Here is a 25,871-nt window from a genome sequence, read left to right on the forward strand (position 1 = left end):
CTTCATGCGCATTGACGAAATAGACCAGGAAGACGCGGACATTGACTGGTTTGCCACCGACGTGGCCGGACATATCGTGCACGTTGCATCCGGGGGCGGGATACTGCCTGAATCGGTGGCGGCTTCCCAGGAAGTGCTGCTGGAGCTGCACCAGTATTTCCTGACGCTGCCGGAAACCGATTCGGCGGTGACGGCGGGGGTAGCGGAGGGTACGGATGAGGGCAGCTACCAGGGCTTTGCGCGCTACGCCCGACGCGGGCTGTTCTCTTTCGCTAAAACCCGCCTGCACGAGCGCGCCGATACACGCTACTACGTGGTGGCCCGGCCCCTGCAGCCGCTCACGGTAGCTGACCTGCCGAAGAACATGGCTACCCTGCTACGTCGAACCCAACTGCCGGGTGCCGTGGCAGGGCAGGCTACCTTGGATGTAGCAACCATCTTGTAGGGTGCCCCACAAGCACTACCGGGGTTTCTGATTGCCAAGTCGTCTACTTACCCTTTGCCATGCAGCCAGAGCCGTCGCCCAGCATTGTTCCCGTTACTACCGTCCTCTTCGACCTGGACGATACGCTGTTCGACCACGCCAACACGGCCCGGGCGGCGCTGGCCACCAGCACGGCCGGGCTGCCGGAGTTTGCGGGGGCCGATATGGAGGCCATGTACCAGCAGTACAGCGAGATTCTGGAGGAAATGCACCCGCAGGTGCTGGCTGGCAAGTATACTTATGAAGATGCCCGCCGCCTGCGTTTTCAGCGCCTGCTGGCCCCGTATGGCCTCGCCCGCACTGATGCGGCGGCAACGGAATTTGCCCAGCAGCACTACGGCCATTATCAGCGCCTGCGCCAACCAATTGCGGGCGCGGTGGCCTTGCTCGAAGCCCTCCGGCCCCACTATAAGGTTGGCATCGTAACCAACAACCGCACGGCCGAGCAGCAAGAAAAGCTCCGGCACCTGGGCATGGCGCACCTGGTTGATGCCCTTGTTACCTCCGAGGAAGTTGGGGTAACCAAGCCTAACCCGCGCATATTTGAAGTGGCCCTGCAGCGCCTGCACAGCCGCGCCGCCGAAACCGTGATGGTCGGCGACAACTGGCAGGCCGATATAGTCGGCGCGCTGGCCGTGGGCATCCGTCCGGTTTGGCTGAACCGTTTTGCCGGCCTCCGTCCGCTGGCACACGTGGAAGAAATTACGAGCCTGGAGCCTTTGGCTGAGGTGCTGCTACAGATTACCAGCGCCCAGCCCCCAGTTTCCCAGAAACTTTAGCTCCCGGAAGCTGTGATTCCTAACAACTCCACTTAACCAACTTCACTGAGGTAAACCACTTTAGTAAGCACGCTTACCGGCTGGGTTAGCAGTAGGCAGAACCACCGCGTTAAAACTTATCGTCATTGACTTCAATCCAGAACTTGTCGGGGTCCTGTAGGTACACTTGCTTCACGCCGTCGGGGCGGGCAGTGGTTTGCTTGGCTTCTCCGGTCCAGCTGCTGTAGGGCGTGGCCGATTGATCGAGGCGGGCGGTGAATTTGCCTAGGTCTTTCACCCGGAAGGCTAGGTGCGTGTCTTTGGCGTGCTCCTCTACCCTCGCGGCGCCCTGAATGAGGTGGAGCTGACTGTGCGGCCCCATCCGAAACCAAACGTGGCGCCCATCCTTGAACGGCTCCGAAATCTGCCGCAGCCCCAGCACGTTCTGATAGAAATTCGTGCTTTTCTGCAAGTCATAGACGTAGAGGGCAATGTGATTTACGGCCGGGCGCGCCTGAGCCATTGCTCGGCCGGAGCCGGTCAGGGCCAGCAACATAACTGCGGCACTCAGAATCCGGTTGCTAGTCATCGGTAGTGCTGTGGTTGAGAAACAGAAAAGTAGCGGCGTGTGCGTTGGAGAAGTAGGTTACGGAGAACCACTCCCCGGTGGCATTTGCTCCAGACGGAGCCATTGCTGCTAGCCTGAAAAAGGGGTGTAAGCAACCCGGTAGCTGCCATAGTTCTTCCGTGGATGGCGCGTAGGGCCACTTTCCGGAGGGATGAAGTCAATACCGAAAGGAGGCCGTTTCAAGGTCAAAACCCGTGGGCAACGCCGAGCCAATGACCACTTCACCCCTACCCTACCGCTGAAGCAGCAACCACTTGGTGGCTTCCGCTTCGGTTTCGCAGAACTGGTAGGCCAAAAATTTCTCCTGGGACTCCGACATCACCGACTTCGAGGCCAGGCGGGCAAACACGTCGAGGGGCAGTAACACGGCGGCGTAGCGGTAGGGCCCGTTGCCCACGGCCTGGGGCAGCCACTCGGTTACAACCCAGGTGCGCTCCGCCTCCGTGAAGGGCGTCAGTTCCCGCTGGTCGGCGAGCAGCTTGCTTAAGCGGTGCAGGCGGAGCAGCTGGTCGAGGTGGGTGAGTACGGCCTTGAAGTCGTCTAGCCGCCGCGTGCCTTTGTACCAGGTTACCACCACAAAGCCGGCCGGGTGCACGGTTAAGCGACCGGCCACATTTTCAAAGTGTAAGGTTGAGGCTGCGGGCATAGGAGGCCAGGGCGAGGAAGGAATTAGTCAAATATAGTAAAAAGAAGATCAACGAATTATGGTTCAGCTAGCCGCCAGAAAGGTATTTTGAGGCTGGGGCCGGGTGCCGCGGGGCCGGTACTGCCAAGGCCGTATTACCACACCTTCGGCTGTAGTACCTTCCCGCCTGCTTCCCATCTTTCCCTGCTATGCCAACCACCCGCCTCCAACTGCTGGGCCACGCCAGCTTCCGCATCACTACCCCGAAGGCCACGTCCTACTGCTTGACCCTTGGCTGACGGGCAACCCCTACGTGCCCGAGCACCTTCGGCGGCCCGAACGCGCCGACCTCGTGCTCCTCACGCACGGCCACGACGACCACCTGGATGCGGAGTTACCAGCCCTGCTGGCGCGCACCGGAGCCCGGGTTGTAGCACCCGCACCCGTGCGGTTCTACCTCCAGGAGCAAGGCGTGCCTGGTGGGCAGTGCGAGGCCATGAACGTAGGCGGCAGCATTGAGGTATTTGGCCTGCGCCTGACCATGACCGTAGCTCACCACGCGGCCCACGTAGAGTTGCGCGGTGGCACCCCTGGCTTTCAGCACGAGGGCGTGGGCTACATCCTGCACTTCTCGGATAACACCGTGCTCTACGCCGCCGGCGACACAGCCCTGTTCGGCGACATGCGCCTGCTAGCCGACCTGTACCAGCCCACTGTGGCCCTACTGCCCATCGGCGACCGGTACACAATGGGGCCCCGGGAGGCAGCGTACGCCGCCCAGTTGCTACGGGTGGCCCACCTCGTGCCGTTTCACTACGGTACGTTTGCCTCCTTAGTGGGCACTCCGGACCAGTTGCAAGAATACCTGCGGCAAGACGATGACGTGACGGTGCACGCCCTGGCCGCCGGCGAAACGTTGGAAATAGGCCAGCTTCCGTAAAAGGCAGCGGGACCAGGACGGCTTGCGTATAGTAGGCCGTACCTTCTTTACTGCCATGACCACAGATACCTTTTCTACCGGACCCACCGGCGTTTTCGCCCGCATCGAGCACGAGGGGCAGCACCTCACGGTTGTAAAGCTCCAGGAAGCCAACCAACCCGATCTGCCGGCCCTGCAGCAGCGGCTCACTACCGCCTTAGGCCTGGCCCCGGACGCTCTGCTGCTGGTGCTACCTACTGAAGGCCAACCCCTGCTCGGCCAGGGCCCCGCTGAACAGCTCTACAACCACTACCTCTCCACCAATACTGCCGCCGTGGTAGAACAGCCCTGGCAGCCACTGGAAAAGCGCGATTAAACGCCCCAGCAGTATAGCCCGGCCTCACCGATTTGCGGGGAAGTACATTAGACAAGTAAACAGGAAGCAAACATAAAGCTTGAGTGCTGTTGGGCACTTTACCCTGACACCACGGCAGCACGATGCGTTAATGTGTAGAACGGCAAGTCTTGCTGGGTTACTTTGCCTACCCCCAAGCACAGAAAAGTCTCCTGCCGCGTTACGCAGCAGGAGACTTTTTTGTGAGCTAGCAAGGTTTATTTACCGTTTTTGCCGGACAGCAGTGCTACCAGCACTCCCCCGGCCAGAGCGGCAAAAGCGCCCGTCATGACGGGGTGCATGCTGGCGCGGGTGTAGAGGCTTCGCTTCATCACGTAGCCCGGATGGTCGCCGTGCACGTGGCCGTCGCGCACTTCGGGGCGGTGCAGGGAACCGGCGGGGTGGCGGGGCCGCTCGTCGCGGGTCTGGAGCTTCATGTTTACCTTCTCGTTCATGAAATCCATGGCCCGGGGGAAATGCTTGTTTAAGGAGCTGAACATCTTGCCCCCGCCGCCAATGTACACGTCGCGTTCCGGGTGCTGGGCGGCGTGAATAATGGCGTTGGCTACTTCTTCGGGCTCGTATACGGGCGGCGGCAGCTGGGGCTCCCGGTCCATGTAGTTTTTGGCGTGCTGCGGAAAGGGCGTGTTAATGGCCGAGGGCTTAATCAGGGTAACCGAAACCGGTGCCCCTTCCTCTTCCAGCTCCATGCGCAAGGCATCGGTAAAGCCCTTAATGGCGTGCTTACTAGCCGAGTACTGACCCTGGAGCGGAAACGCAATATCCGAAGCCACACTACCTAGGTTAATCAGGGCGCCACCGTGCCGCTTTAGGTGCTTGATGGCTTCCAGAGAGCCGTTCACGACGCCCCAGTAGTTGGTATCAAACATGCGGCGGCTGTCCTCGTCGCTGACTTCCTCTAGCCGGCCCCAAATAGAGGCGGCAGCGTTGTTAATCCAGGTATCAAAGCCCCAAACCGCTCCTGGGCGGTAGCGGCTATGCGCTGAACGTCGGGGATGCGGGCTACGTCGGCGGTTACCGTGGCCACCTGGCCGCCGCGCTTGCGCAGGTCGGCGGCTACTTTGCGCAGGTCTTCCTCGCTGCGGGCGGCTAGCACCAGGTTGGCTCCGGCTTGGGCGGCCATGCGAGCCGTAGCCAGGCCAATACCGCTGGTGGCGCCGGTTATAACCAGCGTCTGCTTTTTAAGTGGTTTGAGTTTCATAGTAGTACAGGTAAGATGCTCAGGTCATCTTTCCATACGACCAAGCAGGGCGCACGGCTACCCCATGCCAGAATTATGCGCGGCCTACCGACTGATTGTAGCTCCTACCCCTGGTGCCCCACCGAAAACAGAACGTTCTGCTTTTACCCCACGGCGCGGGGCAAAAGCAGAACGTTCTGTTTTCGGTGGGGCTGACCTAGTGGCTACTGCTGGGGCAGCAGCTCCAGAGCTTGCTCGTTGCCTTGCTGAATGGCCAGGTCGCGGGCCGAGAGGCCACGCACGTCGCGCAGGGTAGCGTCGGCACCGGCCTTGAGCAGCAGGGGCACTATGTTGTGGCGGCCGAAGAGGGTAGCAAACATGAGGGCCGTGCCCTCGTTGCCGTTGCGGGCGTTCAAGTCGGCGCCGTTGTCGATGAGCAGCTGGGCAATTTCGGGGTAGCCTTTGAACGCAACGCCCATCAGGGCCGTGTTGCCGCTGGCGTCGTGCACGTTGGGGTTAGCGCCGGCTTGCAGCAGTACTTTCGTGGCTTCGAGGTGGCCATCGTAGGCGGCCAGAATTAGGGGCGTGAAACCGCGGCCATCCTGGTAATTGACGTCGGCGCCCTCGGCCAGCAGGGTTTGAATCGTGGCTACGTCGCCGTTGCGGGCGGCGTTGGTCAGGAGGTCTTCGGGACGGGAAGAGGTGAAGGACATGGAAAAGGTAGATTGAGTGAAAAGCCAAAGCCGGCAGCCTCCGCGCCCGCCTAGCAGGCGAGGGACTGTTTCGCTAAACAAAGAAACCAGAGAGTTGGCGGTGCCCCGCCCCAATTTTCTGTTGACGCCGGAAGGTAGTACGACAGGAACCCGAAATAGATCAGCTTCAGTGTAGCTGGCAAAAAGCAGGTAACCGAAGCACTCAAGCCGCGGCAGATCACACAGTAATATCTGCTGCTGATGCTATTACGCTGCCGGACACATGGTAAGCCCGACCAGCTGTGCGCCTGCCCTTCCTCGCTCCTACCCGACTGCTTGCACCAGCCACCGCCGGAGCCGGGGCCAGCGGCCCGCCGCAAACGCCAGCTCTACCAGCCAAGGCGCCCGAGCCAGTACGCGCATGAGCTGGTAGCGGCGGGCCAAGTCGCGGCCAAGGCGGCGGTGCACGGCTTGGTCGTACTGGGCGAGGGAAGCCCGGCTGAAATCCTGGGCTTCGCAGCAGCGCCGGGCGTGCTCCGCGGCCAGGATTCCGCTGATAACTGCTTTGTCGATGCCGTGCCCCTGGAGCGGATCAATAAGGGCGGCCGCGTCGCCGCAGAGCAGAACCCGGCGGCCGGAAAGGGGCCTTCCGGACCCACCCAACGGAAGCCCAAACCCTTGCACCGCCCCCAGGGGTAGCGCCGCCCGGAAGCGGCTGGCTAGCGCCGGATGAGTTGTGAGCAGTTGTTGTAACTCCTGCTTCAGGTCTACTTTGTGACGAGCAATATCAGCCGAGAGCATCCCGAAACCTACGTTATACACCCCGCCGCCTACCGGAAAAACCCAGCAGTACCCCGCCCGGTACCGCCGCAAAAACAGAAACTCACTGGTCGTTTCGGGGCATCGGTAACGCCGCGGTAGTAGGCGCGCACGGCCGCGCAGTGCCGGGCCCGGTTTAGTGGCTGGGGCAGCAGGCTCCGGCCCACCACGGAATGGGCCCCGTCGCACCCAATAATAAGGCGGGCCCGTAGCTCGGTCTGGTCGGCTAGTTGCGCCATCACCAGCTCGTCAGTCTGCCACACTTTTTTCACCGCGTCGCCTTCGAGGAGCGTGGTAGTGGTGTGGCGCCGCACCAGCGTGAGCAGGGCCTCATCAAAGTGCAGGCGGGGGCTGTTGAAGGCGGGCGCCCGCCACTCCACGCTCACCTCAGCCCCGGCGGGAGAAAGCAGCCGGCTGGTCCGGACATCGGTGCGGTGGGCTTGGGTGAGGTTGCGCAATTCCTGGGCGTACTCGGGCTTCAGGCGGGCCAATGCCTTAAGCGTAGGGCCCGGAATAGCATCACCGCATACTTTGTCGCGCGGAAACCGGGCCTTATCGACCAGCGCAACCCGGAGGCCGCTCCCGGCCAGCGCCAGGGCGCACGCCGCCCCGGCCGGACCGGCACCTACAATCAGCACGTCATATGGGGGAGTAGCGGCCACGCTCGAAAGTACGCACCGGCCGCCGCTTGCACCGCATCCGCTACTTCCGGGGCCGGCGCATCTCCTGCTGGCGCATGGGCATGGCATCAATAGTAGCGAACAGCTGAGCGGCGGACAGGGGCTGCGTTTCGCGCCGCTTTACCCCGCCGTCTTTGCCCAGGAGCAGCACCGTAAATGAGCTGCTTGCCACTCCTAACCGCTGGCGCAGGTAGCGCTGGTCGGCGGCAGAAAGCCGGTTCTGAATCACCTCGTACACCACTACGTCGCGGGCCACTAACTCGGCTTTTGCCGGGCGCAGTACCTGCTGTTGCCGGCGCAGTTCGGCGTTGTCGGCGGTCGGCGCGCAGAGCAGGAGCACCCGCTGCTGCCACTTGCTGGCGTTGAGGGTAGCGGCCAAACCATCCGCTGGCACCCCTGGGCTGGGGCACTTACCGGGGCCAGCCAGAGCGGGATGCCCAGCAAGGCAGAAAGTAGCGCATAGAAAGCCATGTCGAAGAAAGAGAAACGGGAGCGGTATAAAGTAAACCTGCCTTGTTGGCTCCGTAGAACAACGCCGGCAGATAAGTTATGGGCGCTACACCACGGATTGCGGGTGGCCTAAAGCTGGCGCCGGTACCTGCTGCCGTAACCACGCAAACACTGCCCGGTACGCCTCGGCCCGTACCGTCGGCGCCGACAGAAATACATCGTGCACGGCCCCCGGCACAGCGCGCACGGTTACGTTGGGACCGAGGCGGGGAGCAAGGGCCGCAATATGCGCCACCTCCAACACAATGTCGGTGCGTTTAACTTCTTCGTGCCAGGTGCGGCCCTCCGTGGTGCGGTCGGAGTGCAGGACCAGTACGGGCAAGGACAGTCCCAACCCGCGCCGTACCTGGGCCTGCCCCTGCCGGATGGCCCGCAGCCAGCCGGCATTCACGGCAAACACATGGTTGGGCTTCCAGGCCAGGTTGTATTCCCAACTACCCCGATAGGCCCGGTGCAGGCTCTGCCCGTAGGTAGGGGGCAGGCCGGCGGGCAAGGGCAGGTTTGGCCAGCGGGCCCCGAGTGCCACGGCCACCGGCACGGCCACGTGCCGCCGCAGCCACGACTGGTGTAGCTCCAGAAACGGACTGTTCAGCACCAGGGCCACCAAGCCCGGCGGCCGGCGGTAGGTTGCGTAAAGGGCCGTGATAAGGCCGCCCGTGGAGTGGCCACTGAGTATTACGCTGGCGCTGCCTTCCCGCTGCATTTGGCTTAAAGCGGCGTCTAGGTCAAAGAAATACTCCGTGAGGCTGCGCACGTTGTTGGGGCGCTGGTGGGGTAGCAGGGCCCGCCCGTATTTGCGCAGGTCGAGGGCGTAAAAGCGGTAGCCGTGCTGGATGTACGCTTCCGCCATTTCGCGCTGAAAAAAGTAGTCGTTGAACCCGTGCACGTAAAGCACCGCCCGCGGGGTAGGCGCGGGCAGCTCCTGGCGGCAGCGCACCAGCACGGCTCGTACCGGGCCCTCGTAATCATCGGGTTGGGGCAGTACCAACTGTTCGAAATCGGGCCCGAGCGGGTCGGGCTGGTAGGGCGCGGCAGTAGCGGGGCAGATGGCATAGCAGCACTACGGAAAACAAGGTGCTGCCGATACCCCTGGCTGCCTGCTGCCAGCGCGCAAACAATGATACGTCTCTATATACCAAACACTCTATACTAACCGCCACCGTGCTACCGTTGAGGAAGTCCCAGCTGCCTTCTATAGCTGCCCGCCTACCCTTGCCAACTGATGCGACTTTTGCTTTTGCTTGCCGCCGCGTTACTCGTGGCCCTCTATGCCCGCTCCTCTGCCCGCCGGCCCGAGCCTAACCTTACCTTTCGAAGTGAGCAGCAGCGCTTTCCGCGAGTGCGCACGGCCTATACACTGCACCACGCCCCCGTGCAGGCACTGTTGCATCGGCATGGTGTGGTGGCGGAGCGGCTGGAGCTATTTCTGCGGGCGTTTAAGGTAGGGCGCCGGTTGGAGGTGTGGGGCCGCAACCACGACGAGGGCCAATTTGTGCTGCTGCGCACGTTTCGGCTGGCGGGCACTTCGGGTATGCTAGGGCCCAAGCGGCAGGCCGGCGACGGGCAAGTGCCGGAAGGCTTTTATACGATTGACCGGTTTAATCCGGCCAGCAAGTACCATCTATCGTTAGGCCTCGACTACCCCAATGCGGCCGACGCTTACCGGAGCGGCTCGCTCAATCCCGGCCAGGATATTTTCATTCACGGCTCTGATGTAACCATCGGCTGCCTGCCCATCACCGACGCGGGCATCCGGGAGCTGTACGTGCTGGCCGTGGAGGCTCGGGCGGCGGGCCAGGCAGCCATTCCCGTGCACATCTTTCCTTTTGAGCTGACGGCTGATAACCTGGCGCGTCGCCTGAACAGTCCGCACCTAGCGTTTTGGCAGCAGCTGGCTGCCGGCTACCAACATTTCGAAGATCACCACCAACTCCCAACGGTGGCAGTTGATGCCGCTGGCCGCTACGCGGTGCGGTAAGGAGGCATTTCCTACTTACCCTTATCTAAATCTCTAGTGTTCAGTTGGTATCATTAAAATAAAATTAAAAAAATTATAGTATAGATATTTTGAATACATTGAATCCTTCCTTTCACACAACCTCACACACTCTATGAAAATCACTTCCTACCTCCTAATGGGCGGCTTCGCCATGCTAACGGCTTTGAGCAGCTGCTCGGAAAAAGAAGCAGTAGTAAATAAGGCCGAGGACATCAGTGCCGATGCGCTTACCCAAATCCGTCAGCTTGGCTTTAGCGCCGAGAACGTACAGCGCGACGAGGATGGCAACTACGTGGTAGAGGGTGACATTGTGTTGTCGCCGGCCGACCTGAGCAACCGTGCCGCCGTGCAGTTGCTGCGCGTGGGCACGGCCGAGCAGTACCGCACCACCAATTTGGTAACGGGCCTGCCGCGCGTTATTACCGTGAGCATTTCCAGCCAGCTACCCAGCGCCTACGTGGCGGGTCTCGACGAAGCCATTGCCCGTTACAATGCCCAGGGCCTGCAGCTAACCTTTAGCCGGGTTTCTTCGGGTGGCAACATCAGCATTGTGCGCGGCAGCGGCAGCTACCTGGCTTCGGCCGGCTTCCCCACCGGCGGCAACCCCTACGGCGAAGTAAAAGTGAACTCGCGCGCCATCGGCAACACCCCAGTGCAGGGCTACTTAGCTACCATTCTGGCCCATGAAATTGGCCACTGCATTGGCTTCCGCCACACCGATTACATGGACCGGAGCTATAGCTGCGGTGGCTCTACGGCCAACGAAGGCGCCAGCACCGTGGGCGCCGTCCTGATTCCGGGCACGCCCGCCGCGGCCGACCCCAACTCCTGGATGCTGGCCTGCATCGGCTCGGGCCAGAGCCGCCCCTTCAATGCCAACGACCGCACGGCGCTTAGCTACCTCTACTAGCCCGCCAGTGCCCGGCCCCGCTACCTAAGCGGCGCGGGTTGTACCTTGCCAGCGCCGCCGCGGACTTGCCCGCGGCGGCGCTGTTGCGTTATGCCCGATTTTCCAATTCCCAAGAACCTGCGCGATTCGGCCGTGCTCGTTCCTATTTTCCGCGATACGCAGGGTGAGTTACAGGTAGTGATGGTGCGACGGGCGGCGTTTGGTGTGCACGGGGGCCAGCTGGCTTTTCCTGGCGGCAAGCACGAGCCCACGGATACCAACCTGCAGGCCACGGCCCTGCGCGAGGCTTTCGAAGAAGTACACCTGCCACCCACCGACGTAGAGGTGCTGGCCGCTCTGCCTACCGTGGATGTGCCCTCGGGCTTCCGTATTGCCCCGTTTCTGGGCCGCATCCGTCGGCCGGCGGCTTGGCAGTGGCAAACCTCGGAAATAGATGAAGTGCTGGAAATCCCGCTTCGCTACCTCGCCGACGCGGCCAACCACACCGAGGAAACCTGGCAACTAGCCGGCTGGCCCAGCCCGTACCGGGTGCCCTTCTACCGCGTAGGCAGCAACTACCCGCTCTGGGGCGCCAGCTACCGCATCATTCAGCCCCTAATTTCGCGCCTGCTGGCCGGTGAGTGGGAAGTATGAGATAGTGAGATGGTGAAGTAGCATATAGCGGTACGTCATCCTGAGGCGGTAGCCGCAGGACCTTATCACGTCCGCATAGGTCGTCACAACGATTTTCGTTCTTATCTGATAAGGTCCTGCGGCTACCGCCTCAGGATGATGGCCTTTACTCACCACCTTATCACTTCATTACCTTATCACCTCAATCACTAACGCACCACCTCACCCCTTACTATTTTGGCACGAAATTGCGTTATAACACGACTGTAGTTCTTTTTACCTCTATGAAACGACTTTCGCTTTTGCCGCTCTTGCTGGCGTTGCTCTTGCCCGGTGCGGTACTGGCCCAGCAGGAACAATCCGTGTGGCTGTTTGGCCAGCAGGCGGGCCTGACCTTCCCGGCTGGTGGGGGCGCTCCTACCCCGCTGCTTACCAGCAAGATGACCACGTATGAGGGCTCCGCGGTAGCCACCAATCAGCAGGGTCAGTTGTTATTCTATACCAACGGCGAGTTTGTGTTTAACCGCCAGCATCAGGTAATGCCCAACGGCAAGAAGTTGATGGGCTCCAATTCCAGCACTCAAAGCGCCCTGGTGGTGCCGGACCCCGGCAGCGGCAATGTGTTCTACGTATTCACGGTGGGCGCCCAGGGCGGCCCCAATGGTTTGCGCTACTCCATTGTGGATATGACCCGCGAAAACGGCCTCGGCGACGTACCTCGCGCCAATGCCCTGCTCATTACGCCGGTTGCCGAGAAGCTGGCCGCCGTCCGCCACCAAAACGGCCGCGACGTCTGGATTGTGGCCCACCGCTGGAACTCCAACGCCTTCGTGAGCTTCCTGGTCACGGCCGATGGAGTGCAGAGCAAGCCTATCATGAGCAACGTGGGTAGCATGCACGCCGGCCCCGGCCGCAATGCCATTGGAGCCATGAAATTCTCCCCCGATGGCAAGAAGCTGGCCGTGGCCCTCTGGCGCGAGGCCAACAAGTACGAGGTGTTTGATTTCGACCGGAGCACGGGCCAAGTGCGCAACGTGAAAGCCTTTGCTCCCTACCCCGAAGCCTACGGCGTTGAATTCTCCCCCGACGGCACCAAGCTCTACGGTTCCAGCAACGGCGAAGGCGGCGGCCAGGCCCAGATCTTTCAGTTCGATATGAAAACCGGCAAAGCCACGGTAATTGGCAAATCGGCTAACCGCAAGGTAGGCTCCCTGCAGCGCGCCCCTGATGGCAACATCTACGTGGCCCGCGAGGACAACCTCTTCCTGGGCATCATCCAAAACCCCAACTCCGACGCGGCCAAATACCTTGACGATGGCCTCAAGCTCGGAGGCCGCCGCAGCAAGCTCGGCCTGCCCAGCTTCATCACCGAGCCAGGGAAGTAGTGAGGTGGTGGGTTTGACGTGTTGATGATTTAGGAAATGACCGAAGATGGTGAATTGATCGGTAGACAGCCCAAGAATTCCCACAAACCGCCCGTCATTCTGAATACAGCGAAGGACCTTACCCCAAGTGAACGAGTCGTTACAACGATGTTCGTTCCGGTGTGGTAAGGTCCTTCCTTCGTCAGGATGACAAGCGGTTTTAACGTTATTACCCTTGCTGAATCACTACTGCGTTTTGCCGCCGAGCTTGAAACGGAGGAAGCCAGCAGCGACGGAGAGGTAGGGGTTTTCGGAGGTAAGCAGGCCGGCTACGTCGCGGGTGCTGATGCCAGCTTCGTAGACTTTGGTGGCCAGCGTGAGGCCCAGGGGGACGCTGATGCCGTAGCCGGCGCCGCCCGTTACGCCGCTGCTCAGGCGCAGCCAGCGGGTGGGCTTGTAATCGAGGCCCGCCCCGATGAAGGGGGTAGTGATGTTGCCAGCCACGTTGTTCAAGGGGAGGGTCACGTCGAGGCCCGCCTCGAAAAACTCGCTGATGCGCAGGCCCGCGCCCGCTCGCAGCTTGGTGGGCAGCTCGGCCCGGCGCTCCTGCCCCGTCTGATACGTAAAGAGGCTGTCGGTGCCGGTAGCAAAGATTTCGGCTGCTTCCTTGATAAAGTTATAAGAACCAATACCTTCCGACTTTAGCTGTTTCAGTTTCTGGTCGTTGGCCGTGAGCAGGTTGCCTTCCCAGGTCATGTGGCCGATGTCCGTCACGGCTACGCCCAGCCGCACGGCCTTGCCCGCTTCCACGGCCAGCCCGAGGTCGAAGCCGTGGCCTTTGCCCACGGGTTGCAGGCCGCTCCCGCCGTTGCGCAGGTTAAAGCTGGGGTCATTGACCATGTCGCCGTAGTTGAGGTCGAATACCGGCGACATGGAGCTGTAAGCACGCAGGCTGCCCGGCTGCACCCGAATATCGACGATGCCCACGCCCTGAATGTAGCGGTAGCCCGCCCCCGCCGATACCTGCAGCAGCGGCAAATCGAGCACGCGCGTACCCCAGGCTAGGTTAAACTCGTTCATCACGGCCAGTTGCAAATCGGTACCGGCCAGCGCTTCCGTAACCAGGGGCAAGTTGCCGGCACTGGCGGAGGTATAAATGGGGGCGTCGCGACCCAGAAAGGCAATTTCGGCGGCAGTTTGGTTGAGGGCCACGTGCCCGGCGCTACGCACCCGGTTGCTGATGGCAATACCTCCGATTACCGGTAGTTGCACGGCCAAGGCCAGGGTAGTGGCATCGGCGTTGAAGTTTAGCGCGTTGTCAGACGTGAAGGCGCGGGCCAGTTCCTGCTTGTCGGTGAGGGTAAGGCGCTGGCCGGTGTCGAAGATAAACTTGCGCAGCTGCTGACGCGTGAGCGACTGAGAACCGGCTCCCGCCCCAAATTCACCAATGGTAAAGGCCACCGTGGAGCCTCCTACCCGCCCCAGGTTGGCGGGGTTGATGCCAATGGCTTGGTAGTCGGAGGCAAAAGTGGTAGCCACGCCCCGCGCCCCGTGGCCGTAAAGTTGCTCAGCTCGTTTTGGGCGTAGAGCGGCAGCGTGCTAGCCAGCAGGCAGGCCGTGAGAAGCGAGGTGAATTTTTTGCCCATGATGCAGCGAGGTAAGGACGAGTAGACGGGCGGTGCGCCCGCGGCTATTTTTTCAAATGTACGATATGGGGTAGTTTGCAGCCGTAATGCTCGGCTGGCGGGCTACTTTTCTCGGTCAGCTCCGTTTCTGCACTCATGGCCAAGCGCTTTTCCGTTTCTGAATACACCGACGGCATCCTGGCGGGCAACCGCGTGCTGCTCAGCCGCGCCATTACCCTGGTGGAAAGCACCCTGCCCTCCGACCAGACCCTAGCCCAGCAGGTGCTGGATGCAGTGTTGCCCCACGCCGGCCGCTCGGTACGGGTGGGTATCACAGGGGTGCCAGGGGTAGGAAAAAGCACGTTTATTGAGGCCCTGGGCCTACATTTGGTACGGGAGCAGGGCAAGCGCTTGGCCGTGCTGGCCGTTGACCCCAGCTCCCAGCGTAGCGGCGGCAGCATCCTCGGCGACAAAACCCGCATGAACGAGTTGGCTGCGCACCCCCAGGCGTTTATTCGGCCCTCGCCCGCCGGCCGCAGCCTGGGCGGCGTTACGCGCAGCACCCGCGAGGCCCTGATGCTCTGTGAGGCGGCGGGCCACGACGTTATTTTTGTGGAAACCGTGGGCGTGGGCCAGAGCGAGACGGCCGTGCACGGCATGGTTGATTTTTTCTTGCTGCTGATGCTGGCCGGGGCCGGCGACGAGCTGCAGGGCATCAAGAAAGGCATCATGGAAATGGCCGACGCCGTGACCATCACCAAGGCCGACGGCGGCAACGAGCAGGCCGCCCGCCGAGCCCGCCGGGAGTACCAGAACGCCCTGCACCTATTTCCGCTGGCTCCCAGCGCCTGGAGCCCGGTGGTTACCACCAGCTCGGCCCTGTCGGGGGCGGGCGTGCCGGAGGTGTGGGCTGTGGTGGAGCAGTACGTGCAGCAGACCCAGGCCAGCGGTTACTTCCAACGCCGCCGCCAGGAGCAGAACCTGCACTGGCTCCACGAAACCATCCGCGAGGCCCTGGAAACCCGCTTCTATGCCCGCCCCGACGTAGCCGCCCACCTTCCCTCCCTGCGCCAACAGGTCATGGATGGGCGTAAGTCGGCTTTTGGCGCGGCCGAGGAGTTGCTAGGCCTGTAGCCGCTTAGTCGCCACACGTTATCCTGGCCTCTGGTCAAGCGGTAACTGCCACCGTTGGGGATGAGGTAATGCGCCTTAGGTCAAGACTTCCAGCACCACAACCAGGGCGTTGTTGCTGAGGGCCTCCAATTCTACTTCGGCTGCTTGCCAGAGGGCGAGGCCATCCTTGGCGTGCAACAACCGGCCCGCGGCCTCAAAGGCACCGGCCAGCACATAGGCGAAAACCAGCGTACCGGTTTGCGCGGGGCAGTACAGGGCCTCCTGCCGACCGGCAAAGCGCCCCAGGCTCAGGGAAAACGGCAGCCCCAACGGCTGCGGCAGCTCAGCAGCGCGGGGTACTACCCCGACCAGTACGTTTTCAAGCTGCTCAAAGGTGTAGGGAAATACGGCCGCGGTTCGGCTGGTTTGCTGCCCCGCCGCCACCCAGATGTGCAGAAAGCTTACTGGCTCCGCATCGTAGGGGTTGGTGAGGTGCAGGGTAGCGCCGGCCGGTAGCCAACTCACCACAACCTCCTCCACCTGTGCGCACTTTGCCTCGCTGGAGGAGCCAGCCAAACAGATTTCGCCGGTTAGGGGCAGCAGAATGAGGTAGGCCGCTTCGGGAGCGGGCAAGACTACGTGCTGCCCGCCGGCCAGCGTTTCCTCATTGAAGGCCAGCAGGTGGCCCGCGGCAGGGCGCTGCTCATCCGTAAAGCCATCAAAAGACAACACACTGGTACGACTGGATTGGGGCGTACGTAGCTGGCCGTGCTGATCGGCGAGGTAGATGCGGCCGGGAGTGTGCTTGCTCATCTTAGGCCAGTTGTTGCAAAGAATAAATGCTCAGGTAAGGCTGGAGCTGAACCATGTTCGTCCGCACCTCGCCGGGAGCAACGGCCGGGCCGGCGGCTTCCGATACCAGCAAGAAACTGCCCACCGTATCATGCCACCGCAGCGGCTCAGAGTAAAAATTGATGGCTACCTGGTGGCGGGATTTGTCCTGGAGGTCGGAATTGATGATTTCGAACTGAAACTGGCTGAACTTCAGGAAGTGCTTGCCCAGGTTATCCAATACATCGGGTACCAGCCCGCCAAGCTGCTGCAGGTAGCCCCGAGCGGCGGCACTCACCAGAAAATGCAGCTGCTCCGCTCCCGGCGCGTGGTGCACCAGCTCCCCGAACGTGCGGTAGCGGCGCTCCGGATTATACAGCTGAGCCTGCAGCCGAAACTCCTGGTAGGTATCCTCGAACACCAGCTTCTCCCAAGGCTGCCCGGAGCTGGCACCGATGATTTTTCGGTAGCAAAAAGTGATAATTCGGTCGGGCATGGCGTCGAATTAAGAAGCTGTTTTAACGTGAAGGGCCCGTCAGGCAAAGCCAGCGCTGAGGCATCTGGTAAGTCAAAGTCCAAGCCTAAACACACCGGCAATAGCAGCCCGTAAGATGCTTTGCTCCCAGCCTCGCCTGACGCTCACGCTCCCCTCTTTTGCTTAAAGCCTAGGCGGCTACCCCGAAGCTGATTGCCAACTGGAATCCGTCGGTGGTGTTGCCGGTTACGGTGGCCAGCTCCTGGCTCACGCCGTCGCGGAAGACGTTGTCGGTGGCGTTGGTGGTGTAGCCTGACAGGCCTTTTTTGTAGCCATTCACGGCGGCTACGGCCGAGCCAGTGCCTTCGGGAAAAGCAATTTGAGTTATTTTCAGGGAGGTACCGTTGGCCGCATACACGTGCACATGAATGTGGGTAGCGCGGCCCGAGTACCAGCCGGGAAAGATGGAGGTAAACGTTACCTGCCCGTTGCTGTCGGTGGTTTGGCGGCCGCGCAGGAAGTGCACGCCCGTGTAGTTAATGGATTGCATGCCGCTGCCCCCGTACTCGGAGTAGTTGCCCTCGGCGTCGCAGTGCCAGATGTCGACCAAGGCTCCGGCCAGAGCCGCGCAGTTGTTATTGGTATTCGTGATGGTGATTTTGGCCGTCATCTTGTGGCCGGTGCGGCCGTCAGTGATGTCGCTGCGCACGTAGGAAGCGGGCACTTTGGTCGGGAACGGGCCCTCCGTTTCGGTGGGCGCCACGGCGCAGCTATTGGTACCGGTTGTACCCGTGGTGCCGCCGGTAGTGCCCGTGGTAGTGGGCGTCACGGCGTCCGACTCTTTGCCACAAGCGGCCAGTACTGCCGGCGCCGAAACGGCTCCTACAAATAAGCTTTTCAGAAAATTCTTGCGTTCCATAAGGCAGCCCAGGTTAAAGCATTTCGTGATTCAGTATCCGAATTTGCCTGCTACCCAGCGCTTCCCCAATCGTAATCGACCACTAGGCAATTGGCACCGATAGAAGCGCACTCAGCACCTCTGGCAGCTGAATCACAGCTTCTTATGCTACGTGTAGCTTCCCCTGGTTTATTGGCTGGGTAAACGCTGCGCATCTTCGCCGCACAACCCACCCTCCACCACAACAAGGGCCCACTCCTTGTGAGAAGTGGGTCCTTGTTATGGATTAAGTATCGGCTCCGCAAGGCCCACTATCAGGACCGGGAGCCCAAGCGCTTGAGCATCAGGTAGTCGAGGTAGTAGAGGATTTTGATGGACACGTTGTTGTTGTGGGGCGTGTTGATGGTGTTGTTCAGGTTGTTGAAGTAGAGCGGGGTAGCCTCGTTGGCCTCCAGGAAGCTGGAGCTGGCGTTTTTCCAGACGATGCTGACCTGCGAGCCGGGCGCAAACCACCAGGAGTACACCGCGTCCACGTTGAAGGCGTTGAACGTGTTGTCGCGGTTGCGGCGGTAGTCCACCAGTGTTTCCTGCCCGTTCGTGCCCAGGCGAGCGAAGTCGCGGTAGGTGACGGTGCTGGTGTAGTGGCGCGTGCGAATAGTAAACGACATGCGGTTGTTAAAGGTGTAGGCCCCCGACAGCGTGTTGGTCACCGTGAGTACCCGGCGGCGGCCCAACAGCACGTCGGTGGGGTAGTTGCGGCGGAAGTCGGCGTCGTCGGGCAGGCTGGTATTCAGGTCGCCGTTCACGTAGCCGATTTGGTTTTGGCGCAGGTTCCAGTCGAGGGAGTAACGGAAGTTCAACTGGTTGTTCACCCGGTAGCGGGGCGAAATGGCCCAGCCGTAGCCCATGCGGCGGGGGCGTACGAGGCGCTCATCCTGGGCGTACCAGCGCACCCCGGCATTCACGTCCCAGGCTAGCTTCTTGCGGTAGTCAGAGGAGGCAAAGCCGCCCAGGTTGGCATTGGCCGGTACGCGCACGTGGTAGTCGCCCAGCGGGTACTGGCGCGGCTCGTAGTAGTCGTGCGTGACGGGGTTAGCGTCGAAGTTGGCCCCTACCGTCAGAAAGTTCTTGGTGAAGGTGCTGTTGAAGCCGGCCGCAATGTTGGCGTTCTGGTAGCGCGTGGGCTTGTAGAGCAGGGAGTGGTTCAGGCTCCACCAGGAGTAAAAGTTGTTGACCTTCCAGAAGGGCTTGTACTTGTTATAGCTGAAATTGACGAACTGGCTGATGTTGTTGTTGCCGAACAGAATGCCCAAGTCGTTGGGGTTGTACTTGTCCGACTCAATGCCCTGCCCTACCTGCCAGGTAAAGTTGCCGCTGATTTTGCTGACCCCAATCTGGTACTTGTAGCCATCCTGGTCGTCAATCTGCTGCTCGGAGCCGAACACGGTGCCGCGCCGCCGCGAGTACACCAGCCGCCCGTCAATGGCGTAGGCGTTCTTTTTGTTGGCGAAGCGGAACAAGCCGCCGGTTACGTTGGCGTCGTAGGTGCTACCCCAGCGCGTGACGTTGGTATTGATGAGCGAGACGTAGGAGTTGTTCTTCAGGCTCTGGTCCAGCACCATGATGTTGTAGTTGCTGAACGGTTGGGTGAGCACCTCCCGCTGCTGCCCGTTCACGGAGTCGCGCACGGTGGCGTACACGTCGTTGCTCAGGGCGTTGAACACCCCAATGCCCAGCCCCTGCTTGGTGCGGCCCGATACTTTGGTGGCGTTGAGCAGGCGCGTCACGCCGGGGTTGCTCACCACGGCCTCACCCGGCCGGCGCGGCCCATCCGGGCCCCTTTCGCCCTGGCGCAGCTGCCCATCTACGTTGCCAAACCCGATGGGGGTAGCGCCCACGCGGCGAGAATAGAACAGGTTGCCCTTGTTGAACAGCTCCGTGCCTTCGGTGAAAAACTGGCGGTTTTCCTGAAACTGCACTTCGAAGGGCGAGAGGTTCAGCACCTGGTTGTCGCTCTGCACCTGCCCAAAGTCGGGCACCAGCGTAGCGTCCAGGGTGAAGCTCTCGTTGATGCCCCACTTCACGTCGGCCCCGCCGTTGAAGCTGGTGCTGGTGTTGCGGGTTCCTTGCTCGTTGTAGGGGTAGTGATTCACATAGGCCGAGACGTAGGGCGTAAGCGAGAGGCGTAGCGGGGGCTTGATGTCGCGCAAGCCCCGCAGTTCGCCCCACTGGTTCACGAAGCCATCTACGGCGGGCTTTACTTCATTCCAGAAAAACGCCTGGTTGTCGCGCTTGCGCTGGCGCATGAAGTTGAGGCCCCAAAGCTGCTCGGAGGCGTTGCTGAAGCGGATTGCGGAGTAGGGAATGCGCAGTTCGGCAATCCAGTCGGTGCCGCGCATGCTGGTGCGCGCGTCCCACACAGCATTCCAGTTGAAATCCTCGCCTCCGGCCGGGGAGTAGCGCGAATCCATCTGCACGCCGCCCGTCGTCACGATGAAGCCGTAGCCGTTGATTTTGTCGTGGTAGGTATCTAGAAAGATGCCGAAGAAATCGGTGTTGCCGGCATCGTCGCGCGGGGAAAGCTCCCGCATGATGGAGTCCTGGGCCACATCGTGCATCACGGCCCCGATGTAGAGGTTGGCGTCATCGTAGAGGATGCGCACTTCCGTGGGGTGTTTTTCGTGGGGGCCGGGGTTGGGCCGGTTCTGAATAAAATCGGTAGCAATGGGGGCCTGCTGCCAGATGGCTTCGTCAAGCTGCCCGTCGAGCTTAATGGCCTCCGTAATGCGCACGGCTTGCAGCTGGCGCTTGGGCGCGGGCGTGGCAGCCGCCGTGGCTACGGTAGCGGCCGCGGGAGGAGTGGGAGTTTGGGCTTGCAAAGCGCCGCAAACGAAGAGCAGGCAAGCCAGCAGGAACACACGGCAGCAATTCACGACGCAAAGGCGGGAGTAAAAATAGGACAAGCGGGTAGGGTGACGGGGTGGGCAAAACACCCGACGACCGGCTGGGGCAAGCGGCGTCAGGACGAGGTAACGGGGCCGGGCAGGCCGGCGGAATGCTGCAATAGATGCGGGCAGGAAGGAAACCGTTGCCTCGCTGTATTCAGAATTTGCTATAAAAAAACCGGCCGCCGTTGTAGCGGCGGCCGGAAGTACCAGAAGTTAGTTACTCACTTACTGATATTTGAATGTTGCTGCGGGTTTTGCCGCCGTTGCTGGCCGGAACATCCAGCAAGCGGCGGTACTTTTCGGCTAGCTCCGCCGACTGCTTCTGGCCGTTCACTGTCAGGCCCGATTCGTTGAGCTGCAGCTGGTAGGCTTTCTCGGTAGCGCCCAGTAGGCCGTCTTTGCGAAGTTCGGCGCGCACCTCGTCGGAATTAGCGTTAGGAGCTTTTGGCGGGGCGGGCGGCAGGGGCGCGTTCGGGGCGGCCGGAGCCAGCACTGAGGGAGCCGCCGGGGCTAGCGGCGCCCGGGGAGCCCGCGGGGGCCGGGGTGGGCGAGGCGGCGCTACCTGTCCGTCAACGGTGGTAGTACCGGAGGTTTGGCGGTTGATGCCGAACGTGCTTTTGGGGCCCAGCTTGCGGCCGGTTTGCTTTTCTACCAGCTTCAGGTATTTGTCGCGCAGGGCAGCCGACTGTTTTTTGCCGTTCACCGTGAGGCTGCTGGTGTTAAGGCTGAACTGAAAGTTGTTGTCATCCGTGATTAGGCCATCCTTGCGCAGCTCGCGGCGCAGGGCTTCTTCCGTGGCGCTGCTTTCCCGGCGGCGTTCATCTGATTCCACCCGGCGCATCTCCGACTCATGCCGCCGCATTTCCGACTCGTGGCGACGCATCTCCGCCTCTAGTCGGCGCATTTCGGCCTCGTGGCGGCGCATTTCAGCTTCCCGGGCCCGGTCAGCGGCTTCCGCCGCGCGCTGCTCGTCGCCACCAGATGCGGAGCGGCCTTCCGACAGTTCCTGGCGCAGATCTTCGCGGGCGTCCTGGCGCTGCTTCTGAATCAGGGCCAGTTGCTCGCTCACCTGCCGGCGCTGCTCGGCGGTCAGGTCAGCGTCGCGCAGCGTGTTTTGTAAGGACCGCTCAGCGCCCTGCAGCGCCCGCACCCGTAGCTGGGCGTGGTCCTCGGTCCACAAGTCATGGCTGCGGCCCATTTCTACGCGCCACTGTGGGTTTTCGCGCAGCATGCGGCGGGCATCAGCCGAAACCCGCTCAGCATCACGCCGCAGCCGGATTACGTCGCCCGCGTCGGGTCCGCGGAAGGTGAAATTCTGCCCCGATTCGCCGTTGGAGCGCAGCTTGAAGGAACGGGTGAAATTGTCGTCGAAGCGGAAGTTATTATTGCTCCAGCTCCCGCCGTTGGCAGGCACCCGAATTACTTCTACCTGGCGGGCAGTGCCTTTGCTTTTCTGCTTGCTGGTAGTGCCAGTGTCCACCTGCTCGCCGTCGACGGTCAGGTTGGTGATGCGGCCTTTCTTGTCTTTTTCGATAACGACCGTGCCGGGCCGGCCGCGGCGGGGCTCCTGCACCACTACTACCTGCTGGGTACGCTTGCGGCGCTTTTTGCCCTTATCATCGTCGTCATCGTCATCCTGAGCACTGGCGAAGGCCAGCGGAGCGGCGGGCACTTCCGGAACCTCAGCAACTATATCTACTACTTCTACCGTAGCGTCCGGGACTTCCGCGGCCACCTCAACCTGTAGAGGCAGCGGCTTGAGTAGGTCGGCCTCCGGAACCACAAACTCACTGGCCACTTCACCCTTCTTGCGGGTTGTATCGGCGGCCGCGTCTAGGAAGGGCAGGCGCGAGAGGCTACCCCCATCTGAGTCGGAGCCGGTGGCCGGGCGCGGATCGGCCATGGCCACGGCCGAGGTCAGCAGCACTAGTCCGCCCAGCACTACGCAGGCCGCCATAAAGCCTTCGGAGAAGGTAGGCGCCGTGCGCCCCTGCACCAGCCGCCGGATGCGGCCCAGCACCGAGCCATCGGGCCCCAGGGCCGACAGGGCAAACTGATTTACGGGCTCTGGTGCCACGCTCAATTCGGCCAGGGCGGCCAGGGCACGGGCTACCGTTAGGGGGTTGCCGCCTACCAGGGCCGTAGCGGCGTCGTCGCAGCAGTTTTCGCGCTCCGTGCGCAGGCAGGCCGTAATAAACCACACGGCCGGATGGTAGAAGAATAGGGTTTCGGCCACCGACTGCAACAGGTTCATTAGGTAGTCGCGGCGCTGCACGTGGGCCAGTTCGTGGGCCAGAATAGCTTCCAGATAGGCCGTGCCCAGGCCCGTAACTGTGCCCAGCGGCAGCAGCACCACGGGTCGCAGATGCCCCACCACCACCGGCACCCGCACCAGCGCCGATTCCAGCAGTTCCACGGGTTGCTGCAAACCGGCGCGGGTAGCCAGCGCAGCCAAACGCTCCTGCCACTCCTGGGGCAGGGGCTGCACCCGGTAGCGGCGCAGGCGCTGCACGTAGGCCAGCCCACCCAGCAGGCGCAGCGTCATGGCCAGCAGGCCCAACAGCCAGGCTGCTACCAACACCGGCAAGTTCTGATCAAAGTAAGCCAGCCAGGCCTGCAGCCCCGTGGGTGCGGCCGGCGCAGCCACTGCCGCAACGGCCAATTGACTGCCGCTGGCCGTGGGCGCTGCCGCGGCGCTAGCGGCAAGCGGCAGTTCGCTGGCCAGTGCGGCGGCCTGGTTTTCCCCGGACAGGTAGCTTGACACGGTGGGCACGGCCTCCACGTAGGCGGCAGTATAGTAGCGGCCGAAGGTGACACCCGCCAGCAGCAGAAGCACCAGCAAACCCAGGGCGGCCGTGCGGTAGCGCACCTCGGCGCTGTGCTGGCGCAAGAGTAGCAGCAAGCCAGCTAGGGCCAGCGCCACCACGGCGCCCTGCCACAAGGAGTGTACTAAAGTCCAGCCCAGGGCGCGTACCAGCGCGGGCGGCAGCAGTTGTTCAAGCCAGTTCATCGGGCGTCATCGGTTGAAGGTGGGGTAGTGTCGTTTTGAATCTCGATGTCGTTGAGCAGGCGCCGGATTTGGGCTAGCTCCTCGCGGGACGTGCGCCGGTTGCCCAGGGCCTGCATGACCAGCTTCATGGCCGAGCCCCCGAAGGCCGATTCCACGAACTTATCGAGCAGCAGTCCTTGGGTTTCTTCCTCGCGCACGGCGGCGCGGTACACGTGGGTTTTGCTGTCGTCGTCGCGCAGCACCAAGCCCTTGTCAAGCATAAGCTGGAGCAGTTTGAGCGTGGTAGTGTAGCCCACGTCGCGCTTCTGGCTGAGCTCGTCGTTCACGAACCGAACGGTACTCGGGCCGTGCTGCCAAAGCACCTGCAGGATTTCCAGCTCCGATTCAGTAGGTTTAGGAAGGGGGGATTTACTCATGGTAATACAGAAAAGCGGTACTAAGAAAGACGCTGGCCGTAAAGCCAGTCGTTGCCTGGTGGCCGCCCCTACGCGCAGGAGCTTGACCGGGCCAACACTACGAACTAATTCGTAGTCCAAACATATACGAAGCATGTCGTAGATACAAGTTTAATCTACGATTTTTTTCGTATAATATTTCAGCAAAAAGAAAACCAGCCTGTTAGAGCTGGTTTCTTAGTTGGGGGTGGGGTAGGCTAACGTCGCCGCTCCAGTGTGATACGGGCCCGGTGGCAGATGCCTCCCAAGGGCGGATTAAATTTCGAGACACTTACCCGCACCCCGTCGATGTAGGGAAATTCTTCCAGTACCCGGTCCAATACTCGGTGACCCAAATGCTCTAATAAGCGGGCCGGGGCACTCATTTCCTCGGCTACTACTCGGTAAAGCACTTCGTAGTTAACCGTTTCCCGCAGTTGGTCGGAAGCGCCGGCCGCGTGCAAGTCCGTGTCGATGTACAGGTCGACGCCATACTTGTTGCCAATCTTCTGCTCTTCATCGTAGTATCCGTGGAAGGCAAAGAACTCCATGCCTTCCAGTGCAATCTGGCCCATGTGGTGAGGTGGTGAGGTGTGAAATGGTGAGGTGATGAACGAGCCAGCTGATCCGCGTTAGGGCTCCATTCGCTACCCGCTCAGGTGATAGTTAAAGTCCGGTCAGGGCTAAGACGGCGACTACCGCCGTCAGCATCAGCTGCTGGTACTTGCGACAGCATCTTTCTACTTCAAATACCGAGTTACTCTACTGCTAACGAGCTGCTGTGCCTCACATAATGTTGGCTGCAAAACAACGAAGCCCACCCCGAAAGGCAGGCTTCATATTCTGAATTAGGGTAGTTGCGCAAGGCTTATAGCTCGTCGAAAAATGACTTTTCGCCTAGCGAAGCGGCCGTGGCAAAGCTCGGCTGACCGGGGTGGGTGACGGGGCCGGCTGGTTAATTTCGGGGTGGCTAGGGCCAATAGGCTGGATGTCCGGGGCAATGGGCTCTACGCGCGGGGCTGCGGGCTCAGGTACGTGGGTAGGGCCGGGAGGGTCAACGTGGGGCGCGGGCGAGATGCCAGGGTTTTCGTTGGGGCTGCCGGGGCGGTCAATTTCCGGGCCGGGCTGCTGGGCCGGGGCGCCGGGGTCGGGTTGCTGACCGGGCTTGGGGTTATAGCTCGTGGTGGCTGGGCGCTCAGCGGGAGCGGCAGGCCGCTCAGCAGGCGCTACGGAGCCCCCGAGAGAAGCGGCAGAACCACCAGCAACGGCGGCAGCGGAAGAAGTAGAAGCAGTGGAAACGTACATGGGGGAGTCAGATTGAAGTGAGTCGTCCGCTGAGCGGACACGGTTCACTTTTACGCTCGCGGCGCGCGAAAGGATGGCCGCCGTGCTGGCTTTCGGCCGGTTGCGGGCTTTTTCTACCTTGTCAAGCGCATCAGAAGCCAGCGTATGCAGGTCGCGGGTCAGGCCATCGAGCAAACTTTCCAGCCGCTGGCACTCCTGTCCCAGGCCACTTACTTCCTTCTGCATTTCCGCTACCGTGCGCTCCGCCTGCTGGTAGGCATCCTCTACCACGGCGCGCGACTTCTGGCGGGCATCGGCCAGCAGCTGCTCGGCCTGAAGCTGGGCCTCGCGGATGCGCAGCTGGGCGTCGCGCTGGGCTTGTTCGGTGATGCTGTTGCCGGTGTCCTCAGCCGTTTTCAGGGTGCGGTACAGGCTGGTTTCCACCTCGCGCATCTTCTGGGTTTCCTGGGTAGCGTGGTCGAGCTTGAGGCGCAGCTCCCGGTTTTCGTCGCCCATTCGCTCCCACTGCTGGGAAAGCGTCAGCAAGAAGGCCTGTACTTCATCCTTGTCTAATCCCCGAAAGGCTTTTTCAAAGGTTTTCTGCCGAATATCGAGGGCGGTAATTTTCATTTTTTGAGAAGCTAAAAGAGAGGAGACA

At 61.5% G+C, this 25,871-nt stretch carries 26 protein-coding genes and 1 pseudogene; 9 read left to right on the forward strand and 18 right to left on the reverse strand.

Annotated features, from left to right (window positions below; translation table 11 throughout):
* The first annotated feature begins 4 nt into the window (after positions 1-4).
* Together MUN84_RS06185 and MUN84_RS06190 are read left to right on the forward strand one after the other, a co-directional pair.
* Positions 5-445 (forward strand): hypothetical protein, encoded by a 441-nt coding sequence (locus tag MUN84_RS06185; RefSeq protein WP_244697090.1) that lies wholly within the window; start codon positions 5-7, stop codon positions 443-445.
* 59 nt (positions 446-504) lie between these two features.
* Positions 505-1,263 carry an HAD family hydrolase gene (locus MUN84_RS06190; RefSeq protein ID WP_244697091.1) on the forward strand — a complete coding sequence of 253 codons (759 nt, stop codon included), beginning with the start codon at positions 505-507 and terminating at the stop codon, positions 1,261-1,263.
* Positions 1,264-1,372: 109 nt separating this feature from the next.
* Here the strand turns inward: MUN84_RS06190 and MUN84_RS06195 are convergent, their stop codons facing one another.
* Together MUN84_RS06195 and MUN84_RS06200 are read right to left on the reverse strand one after the other, a co-directional pair.
* Complete coding sequence (locus MUN84_RS06195; protein ID WP_244697092.1) at positions 1,373-1,831, reverse strand: VOC family protein; 459 nt, start codon at positions 1,829-1,831, stop codon at positions 1,373-1,375.
* Positions 1,832-2,102: 271 nt separating this feature from the next.
* Positions 2,103-2,483 carry a hypothetical protein gene (locus MUN84_RS06200; protein ID WP_244697093.1) on the reverse strand — a complete coding sequence of 127 codons (381 nt, stop codon included), beginning with the start codon at positions 2,481-2,483 and terminating at the stop codon, positions 2,103-2,105.
* 325 nt (positions 2,484-2,808) lie between these two features.
* On the opposite strand from MUN84_RS06200, the gene MUN84_RS06205 reads away from it, so the two are divergent.
* Entirely contained in the window at positions 2,809-3,435 is a 627-nt protein-coding gene (locus MUN84_RS06205; RefSeq protein ID WP_244697094.1) for a metal-dependent hydrolase, read from the forward strand.
* Positions 3,436-3,490: 55 nt separating this feature from the next.
* Positions 3,491-3,790, forward strand: a complete 300-nt coding sequence (locus tag MUN84_RS06210; RefSeq protein ID WP_244697095.1) for a hypothetical protein — start codon at positions 3,491-3,493, stop codon at positions 3,788-3,790.
* 236 nt (positions 3,791-4,026) lie between these two features.
* Here the strand turns inward: MUN84_RS06210 and MUN84_RS06215 are convergent.
* The 6 genes and pseudogenes from MUN84_RS06215 to MUN84_RS06245 form a co-directional block, all read right to left on the reverse strand.
* Positions 4,027-5,030 (reverse strand): annotated as a pseudogene (locus MUN84_RS06215) (SDR family oxidoreductase).
* Positions 5,031-5,233: 203 nt separating this feature from the next.
* Complete coding sequence (locus MUN84_RS06225; RefSeq protein ID WP_244697097.1) at positions 5,234-5,722, reverse strand: ankyrin repeat domain-containing protein; 489 nt, start codon at positions 5,720-5,722, stop codon at positions 5,234-5,236.
* A 303-nt stretch (positions 5,723-6,025) separates the two neighbouring features.
* Positions 6,026-6,523: a hypothetical protein gene (locus tag MUN84_RS06230; protein WP_244697098.1), complete on the reverse strand. Its 498-nt coding sequence runs from the start codon at positions 6,521-6,523 to the stop codon at positions 6,026-6,028.
* 8 nt (positions 6,524-6,531) lie between these two features.
* Positions 6,532-7,182, reverse strand: coding sequence for an FAD-dependent oxidoreductase (locus tag MUN84_RS06235; protein ID WP_244697099.1), 651 nt, complete (start codon positions 7,180-7,182; stop codon positions 6,532-6,534).
* Between the two features lie 40 nt (positions 7,183-7,222).
* Positions 7,223-7,594 carry a DUF4174 domain-containing protein gene (locus MUN84_RS06240; RefSeq protein WP_244697100.1) on the reverse strand — a complete coding sequence of 124 codons (372 nt, stop codon included), beginning with the start codon at positions 7,592-7,594 and terminating at the stop codon, positions 7,223-7,225.
* A 162-nt stretch (positions 7,595-7,756) separates the two neighbouring features.
* The gene (locus tag MUN84_RS06245) at positions 7,757-8,698 is read right to left on the reverse strand and encodes an alpha/beta hydrolase (protein ID WP_244697101.1); all 942 of its coding nucleotides are present in this window, start codon (positions 8,696-8,698) and stop codon (positions 7,757-7,759) included.
* A 234-nt stretch (positions 8,699-8,932) separates the two neighbouring features.
* Between MUN84_RS06245 and MUN84_RS06250 the strand changes: the two genes are divergently transcribed.
* The 4 genes from MUN84_RS06250 to MUN84_RS06265 all read left to right on the forward strand — a co-directional run bounded on the left by MUN84_RS06250 (position 8,933) and on the right by MUN84_RS06265 (position 12,616).
* Positions 8,933-9,688, forward strand: a complete 756-nt coding sequence (locus tag MUN84_RS06250; RefSeq protein WP_244697102.1) for a murein L,D-transpeptidase family protein — start codon at positions 8,933-8,935, stop codon at positions 9,686-9,688.
* A gap of 133 nt (positions 9,689-9,821) precedes the next feature.
* Positions 9,822-10,619, forward strand: coding sequence for a M57 family metalloprotease (locus MUN84_RS06255; protein WP_244697103.1), 798 nt, complete (start codon positions 9,822-9,824; stop codon positions 10,617-10,619).
* Positions 10,620-10,709: 90 nt separating this feature from the next.
* Entirely contained in the window at positions 10,710-11,252 is a 543-nt protein-coding gene (locus MUN84_RS06260; RefSeq protein WP_244697104.1) for an NUDIX hydrolase, read from the forward strand.
* A gap of 263 nt (positions 11,253-11,515) precedes the next feature.
* Positions 11,516-12,616 carry a TolB family protein gene (locus MUN84_RS06265; protein WP_244697105.1) on the forward strand — a complete coding sequence of 367 codons (1,101 nt, stop codon included), beginning with the start codon at positions 11,516-11,518 and terminating at the stop codon, positions 12,614-12,616.
* Positions 12,617-12,841: 225 nt separating this feature from the next.
* Here MUN84_RS06265 and MUN84_RS06270 read toward each other — a convergent pair whose 3' ends face one another.
* Positions 12,842-14,134 (reverse strand): DUF5723 family protein, encoded by a 1,293-nt coding sequence (locus tag MUN84_RS06270; protein ID WP_244697106.1) that lies wholly within the window; start codon positions 14,132-14,134, stop codon positions 12,842-12,844.
* Positions 14,068-14,241 (reverse strand): hypothetical protein, encoded by a 174-nt coding sequence (locus tag MUN84_RS06275; protein ID WP_244697107.1) that lies wholly within the window; start codon positions 14,239-14,241, stop codon positions 14,068-14,070. Before MUN84_RS06275 ends, MUN84_RS06270 begins: the two co-directional genes overlap by 67 nt.
* Positions 14,242-14,376: 135 nt before the next feature.
* Between MUN84_RS06275 and meaB the strand changes: the two genes are divergently transcribed.
* Positions 14,377-15,354: a methylmalonyl Co-A mutase-associated GTPase MeaB gene (gene meaB / locus MUN84_RS06280; protein WP_244697108.1), complete on the forward strand. Its 978-nt coding sequence runs from the start codon at positions 14,377-14,379 to the stop codon at positions 15,352-15,354.
* Positions 15,355-15,429: 75 nt separating this feature from the next.
* Here the strand turns inward: meaB and MUN84_RS06285 are convergent, their stop codons facing one another.
* From MUN84_RS06285 to MUN84_RS06320, 8 genes are all read right to left on the reverse strand, one after another.
* Positions 15,430-16,146: a hypothetical protein gene (locus MUN84_RS06285; protein WP_244697109.1), complete on the reverse strand. Its 717-nt coding sequence runs from the start codon at positions 16,144-16,146 to the stop codon at positions 15,430-15,432.
* Position 16,147: 1 nt separating this feature from the next.
* Positions 16,148-16,660 carry a hypothetical protein gene (locus MUN84_RS06290; protein WP_244697110.1) on the reverse strand — a complete coding sequence of 171 codons (513 nt, stop codon included), beginning with the start codon at positions 16,658-16,660 and terminating at the stop codon, positions 16,148-16,150.
* 169 nt (positions 16,661-16,829) lie between these two features.
* Positions 16,830-17,558, reverse strand: coding sequence for an intradiol ring-cleavage dioxygenase (locus MUN84_RS06295; RefSeq protein WP_244697111.1), 729 nt, complete (start codon positions 17,556-17,558; stop codon positions 16,830-16,832).
* A gap of 293 nt (positions 17,559-17,851) precedes the next feature.
* A complete protein-coding gene (locus tag MUN84_RS06300; RefSeq protein WP_244697112.1) occupies positions 17,852-20,500 on the reverse strand; it encodes a DUF5916 domain-containing protein in 2,649 nt (882 codons plus the stop codon).
* A gap of 202 nt (positions 20,501-20,702) precedes the next feature.
* Complete coding sequence (locus MUN84_RS06305) at positions 20,703-23,495, reverse strand: M56 family metallopeptidase (RefSeq protein WP_244697113.1); 2,793 nt, start codon at positions 23,493-23,495, stop codon at positions 20,703-20,705.
* Positions 23,492-23,911, reverse strand: a complete 420-nt coding sequence (locus MUN84_RS06310; protein ID WP_188556301.1) for a BlaI/MecI/CopY family transcriptional regulator — start codon at positions 23,909-23,911, stop codon at positions 23,492-23,494. Before MUN84_RS06310 ends, MUN84_RS06305 begins: the two co-directional genes overlap by 4 nt.
* 236 nt (positions 23,912-24,147) lie before the next feature.
* The gene (folB, locus tag MUN84_RS06315) at positions 24,148-24,504 is read right to left on the reverse strand and encodes a dihydroneopterin aldolase (protein ID WP_244697114.1); all 357 of its coding nucleotides are present in this window, start codon (positions 24,502-24,504) and stop codon (positions 24,148-24,150) included.
* Positions 24,505-24,826: 322 nt separating this feature from the next.
* On the reverse strand, positions 24,827-25,843 hold the full coding sequence (locus MUN84_RS06320) for a DivIVA domain-containing protein (RefSeq protein WP_244697115.1): 1,017 nt from the start codon (positions 25,841-25,843) through the stop codon (positions 24,827-24,829).
* Positions 25,844-25,871 lie beyond the last annotated feature (28 nt).

It is taken from the genome of Hymenobacter sp. 5516J-16 (genome assembly GCF_022919335.1).
Taxonomy (GTDB): domain Bacteria; phylum Bacteroidota; class Bacteroidia; order Cytophagales; family Hymenobacteraceae; genus Hymenobacter; species Hymenobacter sublimis.

Coding starts and splice junctions, on each gene's coding strand:
- MUN84_RS06190 (WP_244697091.1), top strand. CDS start 505: ATGCAGCCAGAGCCGTCGCCCAGCATTGTTCCCGTTACTACCGTCCTC.
- MUN84_RS06320 (WP_244697115.1), bottom strand. CDS start 25,843: ATGAAAATTACCGCCCTCGATATTCGGCAGAAAACCTTTGAAAAAGCC.
- MUN84_RS06210 (WP_244697095.1), top strand. CDS start 3,491: ATGACCACAGATACCTTTTCTACCGGACCCACCGGCGTTTTCGCCCGC.
- MUN84_RS06275 (WP_244697107.1), bottom strand. CDS start 14,241: ATGGGCAAAAAATTCACCTCGCTTCTCACGGCCTGCCTGCTGGCTAGC.
- MUN84_RS06295 (WP_244697111.1), bottom strand. CDS start 17,558: ATGGAACGCAAGAATTTTCTGAAAAGCTTATTTGTAGGAGCCGTTTCG.
- MUN84_RS06305 (WP_244697113.1), bottom strand. CDS start 23,495: ATGAACTGGCTTGAACAACTGCTGCCGCCCGCGCTGGTACGCGCCCTG.
- MUN84_RS06265 (WP_244697105.1), top strand. CDS start 11,516: ATGAAACGACTTTCGCTTTTGCCGCTCTTGCTGGCGTTGCTCTTGCCC.
- MUN84_RS06260 (WP_244697104.1), top strand. CDS start 10,710: ATGCCCGATTTTCCAATTCCCAAGAACCTGCGCGATTCGGCCGTGCTC.
- MUN84_RS06285 (WP_244697109.1), bottom strand. CDS start 16,146: ATGAGCAAGCACACTCCCGGCCGCATCTACCTCGCCGATCAGCACGGC.
- MUN84_RS06250 (WP_244697102.1), top strand. CDS start 8,933: ATGCGACTTTTGCTTTTGCTTGCCGCCGCGTTACTCGTGGCCCTCTAT.
- MUN84_RS06290 (WP_244697110.1), bottom strand. CDS start 16,660: ATGCCCGACCGAATTATCACTTTTTGCTACCGAAAAATCATCGGTGCC.
- folB (WP_244697114.1), bottom strand. CDS start 24,504: ATGGGCCAGATTGCACTGGAAGGCATGGAGTTCTTTGCCTTCCACGGA.
- MUN84_RS06195 (WP_244697092.1), bottom strand. CDS start 1,831: ATGACTAGCAACCGGATTCTGAGTGCCGCAGTTATGTTGCTGGCCCTG.
- meaB (WP_244697108.1), top strand. CDS start 14,377: ATGGCCAAGCGCTTTTCCGTTTCTGAATACACCGACGGCATCCTGGCG.
- MUN84_RS06255 (WP_244697103.1), top strand. CDS start 9,822: ATGAAAATCACTTCCTACCTCCTAATGGGCGGCTTCGCCATGCTAACG.
- MUN84_RS06310 (WP_188556301.1), bottom strand. CDS start 23,911: ATGAGTAAATCCCCCCTTCCTAAACCTACTGAATCGGAGCTGGAAATC.
- MUN84_RS06225 (WP_244697097.1), bottom strand. CDS start 5,722: ATGTCCTTCACCTCTTCCCGTCCCGAAGACCTCCTGACCAACGCCGCC.
- MUN84_RS06185 (WP_244697090.1), top strand. CDS start 5: ATGCGCATTGACGAAATAGACCAGGAAGACGCGGACATTGACTGGTTT.